Origin of the sequence: Massilia cavernae (assembly GCF_003590855.1) — a bacterium.
GTDB lineage: Bacteria > Pseudomonadota > Gammaproteobacteria > Burkholderiales > Burkholderiaceae_D > Telluria_A > Telluria_A cavernae.
The window spans coordinates 1-14,127 of record NZ_QYUP01000091.1 but is presented as its reverse complement, the minus strand read 5'-3'; the positions used below and the strand labels follow the sequence as shown (position 1 = coordinate 14,127).

10 protein-coding genes are annotated in these 14,127 nt (G+C 66.4%); all 10 read right to left on the bottom strand.

Annotated elements, in window-relative coordinates; genetic code table 11:
* Positions 1–13: 13 nt before the first annotated feature.
* Positions 14–787, bottom strand: a complete 774-nt coding sequence (locus D3872_RS09530) for a ferredoxin--NADP reductase (RefSeq protein ID WP_119810549.1) — start codon at positions 785–787, stop codon at positions 14–16.
* An 18-nt stretch (positions 788–805) separates the two neighbouring features.
* Entirely contained in the window at positions 806–1,675 is an 870-nt protein-coding gene (locus tag D3872_RS09525; protein WP_119810548.1) for an alpha/beta fold hydrolase, read from the bottom strand.
* Positions 1,676–1,718: 43 nt separating this feature from the next.
* A complete protein-coding gene (locus tag D3872_RS09520) occupies positions 1,719–2,039 on the bottom strand; it encodes a 2Fe-2S iron-sulfur cluster-binding protein (RefSeq protein ID WP_119810547.1) in 321 nt (106 codons plus the stop codon).
* Positions 2,027–3,280, bottom strand: coding sequence for an NAD(P)/FAD-dependent oxidoreductase (locus D3872_RS09515; RefSeq protein ID WP_119810546.1), 1,254 nt, complete (start codon positions 3,278–3,280; stop codon positions 2,027–2,029). Before D3872_RS09515 ends, D3872_RS09520 begins: the two co-directional genes overlap by 13 nt.
* Before the next feature lie 41 nt (positions 3,281–3,321).
* Positions 3,322–5,652, bottom strand: a complete 2,331-nt coding sequence (locus D3872_RS26400; RefSeq protein ID WP_229459243.1) for an enoyl-CoA hydratase-related protein — start codon at positions 5,650–5,652, stop codon at positions 3,322–3,324.
* Positions 5,649–7,778: an acetate--CoA ligase family protein gene (locus D3872_RS09505; protein WP_147373845.1), complete on the bottom strand. Its 2,130-nt coding sequence runs from the start codon at positions 7,776–7,778 to the stop codon at positions 5,649–5,651. Before D3872_RS09505 ends, D3872_RS26400 begins: the two co-directional genes overlap by 4 nt.
* A 64-nt stretch (positions 7,779–7,842) precedes the next feature.
* On the bottom strand, positions 7,843–10,314 hold the full coding sequence (locus tag D3872_RS09500; RefSeq protein ID WP_119810543.1) for an efflux RND transporter permease subunit: 2,472 nt from the start codon (positions 10,312–10,314) through the stop codon (positions 7,843–7,845).
* Between the two features lie 3 nt (positions 10,315–10,317).
* Positions 10,318–11,400 (bottom strand): WD40/YVTN/BNR-like repeat-containing protein, encoded by a 1,083-nt coding sequence (locus D3872_RS09495; RefSeq protein ID WP_182915748.1) that lies wholly within the window; start codon positions 11,398–11,400, stop codon positions 10,318–10,320.
* A gap of 151 nt (positions 11,401–11,551) precedes the next feature.
* Positions 11,552–12,934, bottom strand: a complete 1,383-nt coding sequence (locus D3872_RS09490; protein WP_182915747.1) for a DUF1329 domain-containing protein — start codon at positions 12,932–12,934, stop codon at positions 11,552–11,554.
* 25 nt (positions 12,935–12,959) lie between these two features.
* On the bottom strand, positions 12,960–14,127 hold a 1,168-nt coding region (locus tag D3872_RS09485; protein ID WP_119810540.1), incomplete at its 5' end, for a DUF1302 domain-containing protein.

Here is a 14,127-nt window from a genome sequence, read left to right as displayed (position 1 = left end):
TTCAGGGTAGGGTTCATTGCTCGGCGAACGCGCGCTCGATGACGAAGTCGCCTGGCGTCGACGTGTTGCCTTCCTCGAAACCGAGGCCGTGCAGCATCTGCTTCAGGTCGCGCAGCATGCCGGGGCTGCCGCAGATCATCACGCGATCGTGGGCCGCATCGAATGGCGGCACCTGCAGGTCGGCGAACAGCTTTCCCGACTCGATCAGCTCGGTCACGCGCCCCATATTGCGGTAGGGTTCGCGCGTGACGGTCGGGTAGTAGCGCAGCTTGCTCGTCACCAGCTCGCCCAGGAATTCGTGGCGGGGCAGGTGCTCCACCAGCAGGTCGTGATAGGCCAGCTCGTCCTTTTGACGCACGCCATGCACCAGGATGACCTGATCGAACTTCTCGTACGTCTCGGGGTCGCGCACGATGCTCATGAACGGCGCCACGCCCGTGCCGGTGGACAGCAGGTACAAGCGGCGGCCCGGCCGCAAATAGTCGATCAACAGCGTGCCGGTGGGCTTGCGCCCCACCACGATGCTGTCGCCGACCTGCACGTGCTGCAGGCGCGACGTCAGGGGGCCGTCCTGTACCTTGATGCTCAGGAACTCGAGGTGGTCTTCGTAGTTGGCGCTGACGATGCTGTAGGCGCGCAGCAGCGGCTTGCTATCGACCCGCAAGCCGATCATCGTGAAGTGGCCGTTCGAGAACCGCAGCGCCGGATCGCGCGTCGTGGTGAACGTAAACAGCTTGTCGGTCCAGTGATGGACGCTCAATACCCGTTCTTCGTTGATGGCGCTCATGGCTTTCCAGATGTGAGGTTAGGAAATCGCTTCACTGCTCGCCGCCCAGCTCGATTGCAGGAAGTCTTCAACCGCGCTGTTGAATAAGTCGTTCTTGTCCCCGGCGACCATATGGCCGGCGCCTTCGACATCGAAAAACTTTGCATGCGGAATTAATCGGAGCAGCAGCTGGGCGCCCTCCTCGCTCACCACGTCGCTTTTCTTGCCGCGCACCAGCAGCGTCGGTACCGTGACCCGGCGCGCGCTGCGTTCCAGGCGTTCGGCGATTGCATCGGCATGCGCCTGTCCATGGAAGGTATTGAAGGCGGGATCCCAGTGCCAGTGCAGGCGGCCATCGTCCTTGAGGCGCAGGTTTTTCTTCAGGCCGTCGTTCGAACTTGGACGCGGCCTTCCCGGCAGGTAGCGGGCAACGGCGTCCGCCGCCTCGGCCAGGTCGGCGAAGCCATCCGGGTTGCCGTTCATGAATGCGCGTATGTGATTGACGCCGGCCACGGACATGCGCGGCACCACGTCGACCAGCACCAGGGCGCCGGCCAGCGGCGCGCCGCTTTCCCCGATCGTAATGAGCGAGGTGGCGCCGCCGAGCGAGGCGCCGACCAGCGCCGGGCGCTGCTCGAGCGTGGCGATCACCGCTTTCAGGTCGCCGGAAAAGGCATCGAGCGAATAGTCGCCATCGGCTGCCCAGGCGCTCTCGCCATGGCCGCGCAGGTCGAGTGCGATGACATGGCATCCCATGTGCACCAGCTCGCGCGCGGCCTGGCCCCACGAGTGGCGGGTCTGCCCGGCGCCGTGCAGCAGGATCACCGGCGGCCGGCGCGGGTCGCCGCCCACATCGGCCGCCAGCACCATGCCGTCCGCTCCCGCAAATCTTGTCGTTTTCAATGTCATCGCCTTGTTCCTGAAAATGGGGTTGCTCGATTGTCCTGCGGGTTCAAAACTGGGATGCGGGCAGCCGCACCACAGCGCCGTCGAGTGCATCGCTGACCGTGACCTGGCAGCCCAGGCGGCTGTTGTGGGCCGGCTCCACGACGAACTCCAGCATGTCTTTTTCTGCCCGGCCAGGCTGTTCGATCCGGTCCAGCGAAGCGTCGTCCAGATAGCAGTGGCAGGTCGCGCAAGCACCCGCGCCACCGCACTCGCCGACGATGCCGCCGATGCCATGGCTGACCGCCTCGTGCATCAGGCTTGAACCGGAGGTGGCGTTGATCTCCGTCGCCAGCCCATCATGGGCTATGAAGGTTATGAGAGGCATTCTTGTTCCGTTTTCGTAGAGGAGAAACAGTCGCGTAGCTCGATCGTCTCGTCGCCGACGCGCTCTGGGTCGGCGCTTGCCTGGTCGGCCAGGAAGCGCTTGCTGATCATGAAATCCTTGGGACGATTGACCGCGTCCACGGCGATCAGCCTGCCGCCCTTGAAGTAAAAGGCGGAAAAACTGCGGCCGCTGCCGGCACTGCCGCGCAGCACCACCCGGTCGTAACCCTGGCTGAGCCCGGCAATCTGCAGTTTCAGGTCATACTGGTCGGACCAGAACCAGGGCAAGGCCCGATACGGAATCGTCTTGCCGCACAGCGCCTGCGCGGCCGTGCGCGCCTGGTCGGTCGCATTCTGGACCGATTCGAGCCGCAGCCGGCAGTCGTAGATCGGATTGTAGTGATTGCTGCAGTCGCCGACGGCGAAGATATCGGGGTCGCTGGTCCTGGCGCATTCGTCGACGACGATCCCGTTGTCGACCGTGAGGCCGGCCTGCTGCGCCAGTTCGCTTGCCGGCAGCACGCCCACGCCGATGATCACCACGTCGGCGCCGAGGCGCCGCCCGTCGCCGGTGACGACCGCTTCGACGCGCTCTTTCCCCTCGATCGCCAGCACCGATGCATCGGTGACGATGTTGACACCCTCCTCCCCGTGCACGCGTGCATAGAAGGCCGACACTTCCGGCGCAGTGACCCGCTGCAGCAGGCGCGGCATGGCTTCCAGCACCGTCACCTGCATCCCCGTCTGGCGCAGCGACGCCGCCGCTTCCAGCCCGATATAGCCGCCGCCGATGATCACGGCGCGCTTGCCGGGCGCAGTGGCTTGCCGGATCGCCAGCACATCGTGCGCCTGGCGCAGGTAGAACACACCCGGCAGCGCGCTGCCGGCGATGTCCAGGGTTCGCACCCTGGCGCCAGTGGCCAGCACCAGCTTGCTGTAGTGCAGGTGGCTGCCGTCGCCGAGGGCAAGCTGCCTGCGCGCGCGGTCAATCGCCACGGCCCGCGTCCCCAGCAGCACATCGACTTTTTCCTTCTCGTAGAACGCTTGCGGTCGAATCAGCAGTTCCTGCTCTGCCTTGTCGCCGCACAGGAAAGCCTTCGACAGCGGCGGCCGATGGTAGGGCAGCAGCGCTTCGTCGCTGACCAGCGTGATCGCGCCGGTCCAGCCTTCCTGGCGCAAGCTGGCGCACAGCTGTGCCCCGGCATGGCTGCCTCCCACTATCACGCAATGTTGATCACTCATGGCAAACCCCGCTTCTGTGTGTGCTTCATTCGATGCCGCGCCTACGCGCCCTTCCATGCCGGCGCGCGCTTCTGGGCGAAGGCCAGCGGGCCTTCGCGCACGTCGTCCGATTTGAACAGGGCGCGCACCGCGGGGTACTTGTTCTGGCGTGCGTGGGCCTCGGCCAGCGAACCTTCTTCGGCCCCCATGCGCACGATTTCCAGCGAGGCCCGGATCGACATCGGGCTGCACGCGAGGATCTCGGCGGCCCAGCGCCTCGCTTCGTCCATCAGCGCGCCAGCCGGGACGACCTGGTTGACGAAGCCCAGCCGCATTCCCTCCTCCGCGCCGACCTTGCGTCCGGTCAGGATCATGCCCATCGCCTGCTTGAGCCCGACCTGGGTGGGCAGGCGCAGCAGCCCGCCGGCCAGCGCGGCGAGGCCCACCTTCGGTTCCGGCAGCGCGAACTGCGCATTGTCGGCGGCGATGATCAGGTCACAGGCGAGCGCGATTTCGAAGCCGCCGCCCATCGCCACCCCGTTCACCGCGGCGATCACCGGCTTGTTGCGGTCGAAGCGCCCGGTCAGGCCGGCAAAGCCCATCACCGGCGGCATGATGCTGGCGCCGCGCGCCATGGCGGTGGCGGTAAATTTCAAGTCATTGCCCGAACAGAAGGCGCGTTCGCCGGCGCCGGTGATGATCGCCACCCATTGTTCGGGATCGCTGGCGAAGTCGTCGAACACTTCGGCCAGTTCCGCATTCGCGTCCGGATGGAGGGCGTTCAGCGCATCGGGACGGTTGATGGTCACGATCGTCAGCGGCCCTTCCCGCTCGACCTTGCAATAGCGGCGCGCCAGCTGGCGGCGGTCGCGCGCGACCGCGCCCGCTTCCCAAACAGGGTGGCCGAAGGGATCGATGCGGATATGGCCGCCACTGCCGACGGCCGAGCGCTCGGTGGACAGCAGCAGGCCGAGCGAGGCTTCGTCGTCCGCCAGCACCTTGGCCATGGTGCGCGCGCCATCGGGCGTGCGCACCACCACCACGCCGTACAGCGGCGCGCCATCGCGCCCGTACAGTACGGTATAGGTTTCCACCGCAGCCGGCCCCGTGTACTGTTCGAGCAGCGCCGGCACCGGTCCGCGCGCGGCGTCCGCTGCCGCCTGCACCGAGTAATCCAGGGCCAGCGGGGCCGGCGCCGGCTGCGCGCCGACCACCAGCGCATGGTGCCGGTTGACGAAGCCACCCTGGCCGTACAGCAGGCCAAGTTCGCCCGGGGCCGCGCGCAGTGCGCGCACCATCGCGCACACCGCGTGCGACATGTAGTTGTTCAGCGGGCCGCCGAAGAAAGTCAGGCCGCCGGCGACGCTCGGCGGGTGCCGTTGCGGATCGAGTCCGAGCACCCGCAGCGCCATTTTGGGCACCACCGGGAAACAGCTGTACAGTTCCATCTTGCCGAAGCGGGCCGCGTCGCCGCCGGCGACATCCACCGCGCGCTGCAGCACGGCGGTCTGCGCACTGCTGCTGTCATAACGGTCGCGCTTCAGGTAGTCGTCCGCTTCGCTGGCGTCGGCCCCGCCCCAGATGTGCACGATCCGCTCCTCGGGCACGCCGGCCGCGCGTGCGAGCGCGAGGCTGGTGACGATGACGGCGGCGGCTTGGTTGACCTGGGGATTGGCCACCATCAGTTTCGGATAGGGCCAGTTGATCAGGCGGTTGGCCGCGTCGACGGTGCCGATGGCGGCCGCATCCGGCGCCTGCCGGTTCCACGACGACGGGTTGCGCGCGGCCACGGACGCGTACTGGGCCCACAGACGGGCCGACTCGTCCTGCGCCTGCGCGGGCGTCTGGCCCCACGCGGCCTGCGCAGCCATTTCATATAGCGGGTAGATCTGGGCCGGATCGGTGACGCCGAGGCGCCTGGTCAGCCCGTTCAGTTCGTACGAAATCGACGGGAACCGGGCGCTCGCTTCCTTGGCCGGCATCGGCGTCCACGGCAACTGGAGCTTGTCCTTGCGGGCCCGCGTGCGCGCATTCATCGCCTCGCCGCCGACAATCGCCGCCACCGTCTGTTCGCCGCGCGCGATGCGCACCGCTGCTTCATGGACCAGGCGGATCGGCGCGTCGCCACCGCTGCTGGCATTGACGGCGCGCGCCGGGCGGATGCCCAGCCGTTCGCACAGCTGCGCGACGGGATCGGCGTAGCGCCAGGTGATGAAGCCGATCAGTTCGAGCGAATCGATGCGCGCCAACAGCGCACCGCCGGCGTCGGCATTCGCCGCGCGCAGCGCTTCGGCCATCAGCGCCAGCGGTTCGAGCGCATCGGCCGGCTGCGCCGGACGATCGACGAACTCGCCGATGCCGACGATGACAGGGGTCGTTTCAGGGGTATTCAAGACTGGCTCCATTCGGTCAGGCCATCGAGGGCCTCGATCCTGCCATCGGCTGCCAGCAGGGGATTGACTTCCAGCGACAGCAGGTCCGGCCCCAGCGCCAGCGCAGCCTCGCCAATCGCGACGATGGTGCGCGCCAGCTGCTCGCGGTCGACCGCGGGCGCGCCGCGGAAGCCGTCGAGCAGCGCCGCGCCGCGCAGTTCCTGCAGCATGTCGAGCGCGTCCTGCTGCTGGATCGGCAGCAGGCGCATGCTGGTGTCCTTGAGCACTTCGACCAGCACGCCGCCCAGGCCGACCACGATGGCCGGCCCCCACTGCGGGTCGCGCATGGTGCCGACGAACAGTTCCACGCCCGCGCCGCGCATCGGCGAGACGATCACGCCGTCAATGCTCGCCTCCGGCTTGGCCGCCGTGACGGACGCCATCATCTTGTCGTAAGCCGCGCGCACCGCATCGTCGCCGCGCAGGTTGAGCGCCACGCCCCCCACTTCGGTCTTGTGCAGGATATCGGGCGAAGCGATTTTCAGCACCACCGGCGCGTCCAGCGTGCGCGCCGCCTGCACCGCTTCGTCGGCCGACCGGACCACCAGCGCCGGCACCACCGGCACCTCGTACGCGGCCAGGTGTTCCAGCACGGCGCGCTCGGTGGCCGGACGCCGGTCCACCGTCGCGCGCTGCGCGCCGGCGGTGCGCACGCGCGCCTGCCAGGCGCCGCGCCGCAGCAGGTGGCCCAGCGCATTGACGCAGTGGCGCACGCCGCCGCCCGAATACACGACGCCCAGTTCTTCGGTCAGCGCGCGCGCTTCGCCGTTGACCGAGGTGAAGGTATTGCTCATCATCAGGCATGGCTTGCCGGCGCTCTGGAAGCCGGCGCCGACATTCTTGATGAAGGTGCGCGCGAAGCCGCGCTTGTCTTCCTTGAGCGGCGCATCGAACACGAAGCCCAGCACGCCGATCGACGGGTCGCTGGCCAGCTCTTCCAGCGAGCGCGCGATCAGCTCGGGTTCGAGCATCGCGGCGCCGGTGATGTCGAGCGGGTTCGATGGCGTCGCCAGCGCCGGCAGCGTCTCGCGCAGCCGCGCCAGCGTGGCATCGGCCAGCTGGGGAATGGCAACGCCCTCCGCTTCCGCCTGGTCGGTGACGATCTCGCATACCCCGCCCGACATGGCGGTCAGGGCCAGGCCCTTGCCGGTGACCGGTCCCAGGCGTGCGAACAGGTCGGTGGTGACGATCAGTTCTTCCAGCGAGCGCACGCGCGTGATGCCCAGCTGCAGGCACAGGGCGTCGAACGTACGGTCATTGCCGACCAGCGAGCCGGTATGGGCCTGGGCGGCGCGCGCGGTCGCCTCGCTGGTGCCGACCTTGAGCACGACGACCGGCTTGCCGGCCGCCGCGGCGGCGCTGACGGCGGCGACGAAACGGGCGGGGTCGCGCACCGATTCGAGGAACAGCGCGATGGCGCGCGGTTCCGGCTGGCCGGCCAGGTAGTCGATGGCGTCGGCGACGCTGATATCGGCTTCGTTGCCGGTGGCAATCATGTGGGTCAGGCCGACGCGCTGCTGGTAGGCGAACTGTTCGAGCTGGCCGGCGATCGCGCCGCTTTGCGACACCACCGCGACATTCGCGCCCGGCATTGCGCGCCGCAGCGGCGTGGTCCACATCGGCGTGTTGGCCACGAAGTTGGCGAAGCCCAGGCAGTTCGGGCCGAGGATGCGGATGCCCGCCTCGCGCGCCGCCGCCGCCAGCTCCTGCTGGCGCTCGGCGCCGGCGCTGCCCAGTTCGGCAAAGCCGGCCGACAGGATCACCGCGCCGCCCACCCGCGCCTGGCGCAGGTCGGCGAACGCTTCGATCATCTTCGATTCCGGCACCATCAGCAGCGCCGCGTCGATCTCTTCGCCGGTGGCGGCGCAGCTGGTCGCAGCCGCCTGGCCGAAGATGGTTCCCCCTTTCGGGTTGACCATGTGAACCCGGCCGGCGTAGCCGAAGCGGGTCAGGTTGTCCTGCACGGCGGTCGACCAGATCGAGCGCTCGGTGGCGCCCACCAGGGCGATCGAGCGCGGATTGAACAGGCGCTCGATGGCCTGGCGGCCGACGCCTGGCGCGGCTGCCTCGTATGTTTGATGGCTCAACACGTAATACTCCTTGTAGTTGCAGCCAGGCCGGGCCCGCAAGGGCCGCGCCTGGCGAATTTGCTTAGTGCGCCGTCGCTGGGACGCCGCCGGCCTGGCTCGGAACCTGCTGCGGGACCTGCTGCGGGACCTTTTGCAGCAGGAAGTAGGACAGCGCGGGAATCAGGATCATCGCCCCGATCATGTTCCACATGAACATGAAGGTCAGCAGAATGCCCATGTCGGCCTGGAACTTGATCGGCGAGAATGCCCAGGTGACCACGCCGGCCGCCAGCGTCACCCCGACCAGCACCACGACCTTGCCGGTGAACTGCACCGCGCCCCGGTAGGCTTCGGCCAGCGTGGCGCCGCGGCGCTGCAGGTCCAGCTGCACGCTGACCAGGTAAAGCGCATAGTCGACCCCGATGCCCACGCCGAGCGCGATCACCGGCAGCGTGGCCACCTTGACGCCCATGCCCAGGTAGACCATCAGGGCCTCGCACAGGATCGAAGTCAGCATCAGCGGCAATACCGTGACCACGGTGGCGCGCCAGTTGCGGAAGGTGATCAGGCACAGCACGATGACCGCCAGGTAGACCAGCAGCAGCATGGTCGTGTTGGCCTTCTTGACGACGATATTGGTCACCGCCTCGATGCCGGCGCTGCCGGCCGCCGGCAGGAATTGCACGGCTTCGCGGTCATGCCCGGCGGCGAACTGCTCGGTGGCCGCCAGCACCCGCTCCAGGGTCGCGGCCCGGTGGTCGGCCAGGTAGGCGACGACGGGCGTGACCGAGCAGTCGGAGTTGATCAGCTCGGGGTTGGCATCCTGGGCCCGGATCACGCCAGTGTTGTTCAAGTCCTGGTTGTGGCTCACGGTCAGCCATTTGGGCGAGGCTTCATTCAGCCCGGACGTGATCTTCACCACGCTGTCCGCCAGCGACGTCGTCGTCTGCACGCCCTCGACGGCGCGCAGCGCCGCGTCGAGCCGGTCGATGTCCATCAACACCTCCGACTTTTCGCAGCCGCCGCTTGGCGTCTTGACGATCACGGCGAACTGGTCGCTCGAGAGGCCATAGTGGGCCGTGATGTAGGCGTTGTCGAGGTTGTAGCGCGAGTTGGCGCGCAATTCCGGCGCGCCCTGTTCGAGGTCGCCGATCTGCAGGTTCAGGCTGACGGCGAAACCGCCGATCGCCAGCACGGCGGACACGATCACCGTCGGCAGCGCCCAGCGCCGTTCGGTGAAGCGGTCCAGCAGGTTCCACAGGCCGCCGATGCCCTGGCCTGCCCCGGCCTTCTTGTCGAGCTGCAGGCTGCGCCGCGCCGCCGTCGCGCTGACACCGGTGTACGACAACAGGATCGGAATCAGGATCAGGTTGGTGATGACCAGTACGCTGACGCCGATGCTGGCCGTGATCGCCAGGTCGCGGATGACGGGAATATCGATCACCGACAGCACGGCGAACCCGACCACGTCGGCCAGCAGCGCGGTGACGCCGGCCAGGAACAGGCGGCGGAAGGTATAGCGCGCCGCCACATATTTATGGATGCCGCGTCCGACGTCCTGCATGATGCCGTTCATCTTCTGCGCGCCGTGCGATACCCCGATGGCAAACACCAGGAACGGCACCAGCATCGAATAGGGATCGAGTTCGAAGCCGAACAGGCGGATCAGGCCGAGCTGCCAGATCACCGCCACCATCGAGCACGACAGCACAAGCGCGGTACTGCGGATGCAGCGGGTATAGCCATAGATCAGCGCGGCGGCAATGGCGGCGGCGATGGCGAAATACGTCATCACTTCGCGCAATCCTTCGATCAGGTCGCCCGCCAGCTTGCCGAAGCCGACCACATAGACCTTGACCTTGCCTGGCTTGCCCGGCACCAGCGTCGATGCCGTGTCGCGCAGTTCGGCTTCGATGTCGCGCCCGAGCTGGCCATAGTCGATGCGTTCGCCGGTGTCGCCGTAGCGTTCGAGAACGGGTGCAACGATCATCGCCGAGCGCATGTCGTTGGCGACCAGGCTGCCGAGCAGGTTGGCGCGGCCGATATTGGTGCGCAGCTGCGCGATCGATTCCGCCGAGCCGTCATAGGTGGGAGGCATCACCGCGCCACCCTGGTACCCCTCCTCGGTCACCTCGTTCCAGCGCACGGCCGACATCCATACCGATTTGACCGCCGGACGATTGACGCCCCGGATCAGGTACAGCTTGTCGTTGATCTTGCGCATCGCATCGAGGAATTCCGGATCGTAGATATCCCCCTGCGTGTTTTCCACCACCACCCGCAGGCTGTTTCCCAGGCCATGCAGGTCTTTCTGGTTGGCCAGGTAATTGCGGATGTAGGGATGCGACTGCGGCATCAGCTTGTCGAAGCTGGCGTTGACCTCGAGCGTGGTCGCCTTGAAGGCGAGGAAGCCCGTGGCCAGCACGACCAGCACCATCACCAGCTGGCGATAGTTGAAGATCAGGCGTTCGAGAAACGAACCCGAGCGCTTGTCGAAGTCGCGCTGGTCGGCAATGACCGTGGCCGTATCAAATTGGTTCGATGGTGTTGTCATGATTTATCTCGCTTCCCTGGAAGCCGACTTGCCGGCACGCGCGGCCAGTGCCGGGGTGTGATGGACGGCACCGCTTGCCTCCACGGTTGCAAGGTGCACGCCGCGCGCGCCCGTCAACAGCAACTTGCCGTCGCTTGCCGCACTCACGCCATACAGGGGCGCCGTGCGCGCCAGCGGCACTTTCCTGAAGCGCTCGCCGTCCCGGCTTTCGATCAGTTCGCCGCCCAGGCTGGTCAGCACCACGCGGCCGCCGGCCAGGATCGCGCCCGCGGTCAGGTGGCCCTCGATCCCGGTGTCGAGCCTGGACCAGTTTGCCCCGCCGTCGCGGCTGCGCCAGGCATTGCCGCGCAAGCCGAAGACCAGCACCTCGCCCGCATTGCCCGTGATGCCGAACAGCGTCCCCGCGTACGGCAATGGCACCCGCACAAAGCGGCCCGTGCCCGCGTCCTGCCTGAGCACCAGGCCTTGTTCGCCGGCGATCCACAGCACGCCGTCCACTTGCGCGATGCCATACAGGTGCAGGCCCTGCGGATTGTCGATCCGATCGCTGATCGGCAACCAGCTGCGGCCACCGTCATCGGTACGCAAGGCAAGGTTGTAGGCGCCGACCACGATACCTCGCGCATCGTCGCTGAAGTACACGTCGAACAGCGGGCGGCTCGGGCCGTCTTCCTTGTAGCGCTGCGCTTCCTTCAGTTCGTGCTGCGCCCGTTCGTCGCCGGCCTCGGCGCGCGCCTTGCTATGCCTGATCATCAGGTCGGGCAAGGCCCGTCCGTCCACTTGCCGCGTCCACGACAGGCCGCCGTCGCTGGTATGCAGCACGACCCCGGCGTGGCCCACTGCCCACCCCTTCAACGCGGTGGGGAAGCTGGCCGCCAGCAGGTCGGTCGAGACCGGTACCTTCGACTGCTTCCACCGGGCGCCGTCGGGGTCTGAGGTGAGGATGACACCGCGCCGGCCGACCACGACCAGGCGTCCGTCGGGTGTGCGTTCGCCGCCCACCAGCATGTCGCGGGCGGCGGCGGTGCTCGCAGGAGCGGCCACGTCGATCGGATCGTTAAACGTGTTGGGTGCGGCCTGTGCCATTGGCACGGCCAGCAAGGCGGCAGTGGCTATGCCGGATCTGATAAGAGGATGCATATGAAACCCATGAATGCAAAGACGTCATGCGGGCATGACTGACCAGGCGCCTGCGGCCGGCGACAACCGCAGCGCGCCCAAAGAACTACCTGTATCGCTAGCGCCCGCTACGGGCCGGCAGGGAATCCGCCGAGAACGTCGTTTTCGGATGCAAGGCGTCGTGAATGTGCAGCGTCGTGTCATCCGTTTCACCGAACAAGGTCGTCGCGGTGTACAGGCCGGTGCTGAAGTCATACTCGACCGATCCTATGGACCAGGGCACCTGTTTGTCATACAACTGCGTCATTGCCAGGTAGAAGCCTTTGTAGATCTTGCCGGCGCCGTCGTACATGTCGGCCACACCTGCGCCGGTCCAGTCTTCGTCAAGGTAGATGACGCGCTTGCTGTACACATGCCTGAGACCCGGCTTCAGGGTTGCTTCCACCACCCACACGCGGTGCAGTTCCCAGCGCATGACGCTCGGGTTTTCGTGGTTGGCCATCAGCAGTTTGTCGGTCTTCGCCTGGAAAATTGCGTCGTAAGTACTGTACGGGAGGTAGATTTCTTTCTTCCCGAGCAGCTTGAAGTCAAAGCGATCCATCTTGCCGGTGAACATCCAGCCATCGTCATAGGTCATCACGCCGCCCGCCGATGCGATCGGCGTGTCGTAGGCGATGTCCGGCGCCAGCCGCACCCGGCGCGTGCTCGGCGAATACACGTGGGCACGGCGCGGCTTGACCACCGGATCGATGGTGTCGAACCAGGTTTGCGCTTCGCCCACATTGCGGGACGGCCCAGTGAAATGCACGGCGCTACGGGTAACGAACATATCATCGCCCTTGACCGACTCGGCCGTTGCTTTCGGGCCCTGGAATGGATGGTCCTGGGAGAAATTGACTTCCCCCGCGTAGATGCGCCTGCCGGTCGTGTCCACGTAGTAGTTGCGCATCCGATAGGTGGACGCCACGCCCAGCCAGCGCGACAGGTGATTCCACATCGCTTCGTAGCCGGTCTTGGGAATAGGGAATGGAATGCCGCCGACCGCGCCTTCCATCTTCAGGCCACCCTCGCTCGTCCTGGCATTGATCGCGTTGCGCTGAGTCTTCTCGAGATGGCTTTGCGGGTAATTGGCGGTACGGTGCGTCGTATACACGTCCATGCGGTAGCTCGGGTAACGCTTGAGCAGATACTTCTGCCCCTCCGATAATTTGTCGGCGTACTTGTCCATGTTCGCCGCCGTGATCGAGTACAGCGGCTTTTCGGCGGCGAACGGGCTCACCCATTTCCCCGAATCCTTCTTGAAGCCAGGGGGACTGGTGCTGGCCGGCAGGCCGCCGGTGTAGGCGGGAATCGTCCCCTCCTTGTTGCCGGCCTTTTCGGCGCCGAACAGGGTCAAGGTCGTGCCCAGCTGCTTGGCTTCTTCCGGCGTGACGCCGGCTTGCGCGGCGCCAGCCATCAATGCCATCGATGCGAGCGCGGTCAGACGTAAGCGGTATGTCATGTGATATCTCCTTGGGTACTGATTTTTAGAAAGACACGAGGTAGGTGAATACCAGGTTGGCCTTGTCGTCATACGGCGCGCCATTGATCAGGCCGCGCTGGCTGTCCGATTTCGCCTTGTAGAAGGTGGCGGCAAGATCGAATTTATGCTTGGAGTCGGCCAGCGCCGAGATCCCCACCTTGAGTACCTGGAATCCTTCATTGCCGCCGCCATTGGTCGCTGCATTGCCCTTGAAGTTGATGGAATAGAACACGGGCAAGGACACATCGACGCCGGGCAGGGTTTGCTGCCAGACCGGCGTGAAGGCTGCCCCGACGGTCCAGAAGTTTTTCGACGAGCAGCCTGCGAGGGTGTCGTCGGTGGCGCAGCCGGTGGCCGGATTGCCCTTGGTGCGGAAATTCGCCGCATTGTCGGTCACCTTGACCAGATGGGACACGCCCACTTCGGCCGCCAGCGACGCCGACGAGAACCAGGACGAGTTGCCCCACAACTTGACGCCGTTGACGACGGCGTGCAAGGTTTCGCCACGCGCGCCCATGCCATCGGCGCTTGGGCCGGCCGAATTCAAGGGCATGTTCCTGCGGTACGACAGGTCGCTGCTCACCGAAATCCCGCCCACGACCCTGGTCATGCTCAAGCCCAGCAGTTCGACATCGGGCGCATACGCCGAACGGGTGCCCGCCGCGACACGTTGCGCAGGCCAGGGCTGCTTTTCGTCGAACCTGCGCAAGTAGGCGCCGAAGGTTCCGCCATCCATGAATTCAGGCTTCCAGCGCAGCGACAGGCCGATGTCGCCCTTCTCGCCTTCGACAGCCGGCGCCCGGCCCACGTTCGGTCCGTCGAACAGGAAGTCGGCAGCGGCGAAGAAGGTACCGCCTTCCGGCAGGCGGTTGGGCGCCCACTCGAAGGAATACAGGCCGGCGATCGTCAACTCGTCGGTCACCTGGGCGACGGCCGACACCTGCTTGGTGGCCAGCGCGGTTTCCTTGGCGGTGGCGGCCGGATTGGCCAGCGCCTTGCGTGCGTCGTTCGGCGCCTGCGAATAGGATATCGCGTTGGTACTGCCGAACAGGCCCTCGCCCCAGATCACCGCATGTTTACCAAGGCGAACGTCGATCGGCGCGGAACCCAGGTCGAATCGACCGGAGATATAGGCGTCCAGCACTTCGCCCGAGGGGCCATGGTAGTAGCGC

Excerpts from the sequence above, each read along its gene's own strand:
- D3872_RS09530 (WP_119810549.1), bottom strand. The coding sequence starts at position 787 with ATGAGCGCCATCAACGAAGAACGGGTATTGAGCGTCCATCACTGGACC.
- D3872_RS09525 (WP_119810548.1), bottom strand. The coding sequence starts at position 1,675 with ATGACATTGAAAACGACAAGATTTGCGGGAGCGGACGGCATGGTGCTG.
- D3872_RS09520 (WP_119810547.1), bottom strand. The coding sequence starts at position 2,039 with ATGCCTCTCATAACCTTCATAGCCCATGATGGGCTGGCGACGGAGATC.
- D3872_RS09515 (WP_119810546.1), bottom strand. The coding sequence starts at position 3,280 with ATGAGTGATCAACATTGCGTGATAGTGGGAGGCAGCCATGCCGGGGCA.
- D3872_RS09500 (WP_119810543.1), bottom strand. The coding sequence starts at position 10,314 with ATGACAACACCATCGAACCAATTTGATACGGCCACGGTCATTGCCGAC.
- D3872_RS09495 (WP_182915748.1), bottom strand. The coding sequence starts at position 11,400 with ATGGCACAGGCCGCACCCAACACGTTTAACGATCCGATCGACGTGGCC.
- D3872_RS09490 (WP_182915747.1), bottom strand. The coding sequence starts at position 12,934 with ATGACATACCGCTTACGTCTGACCGCGCTCGCATCGATGGCATTGATG.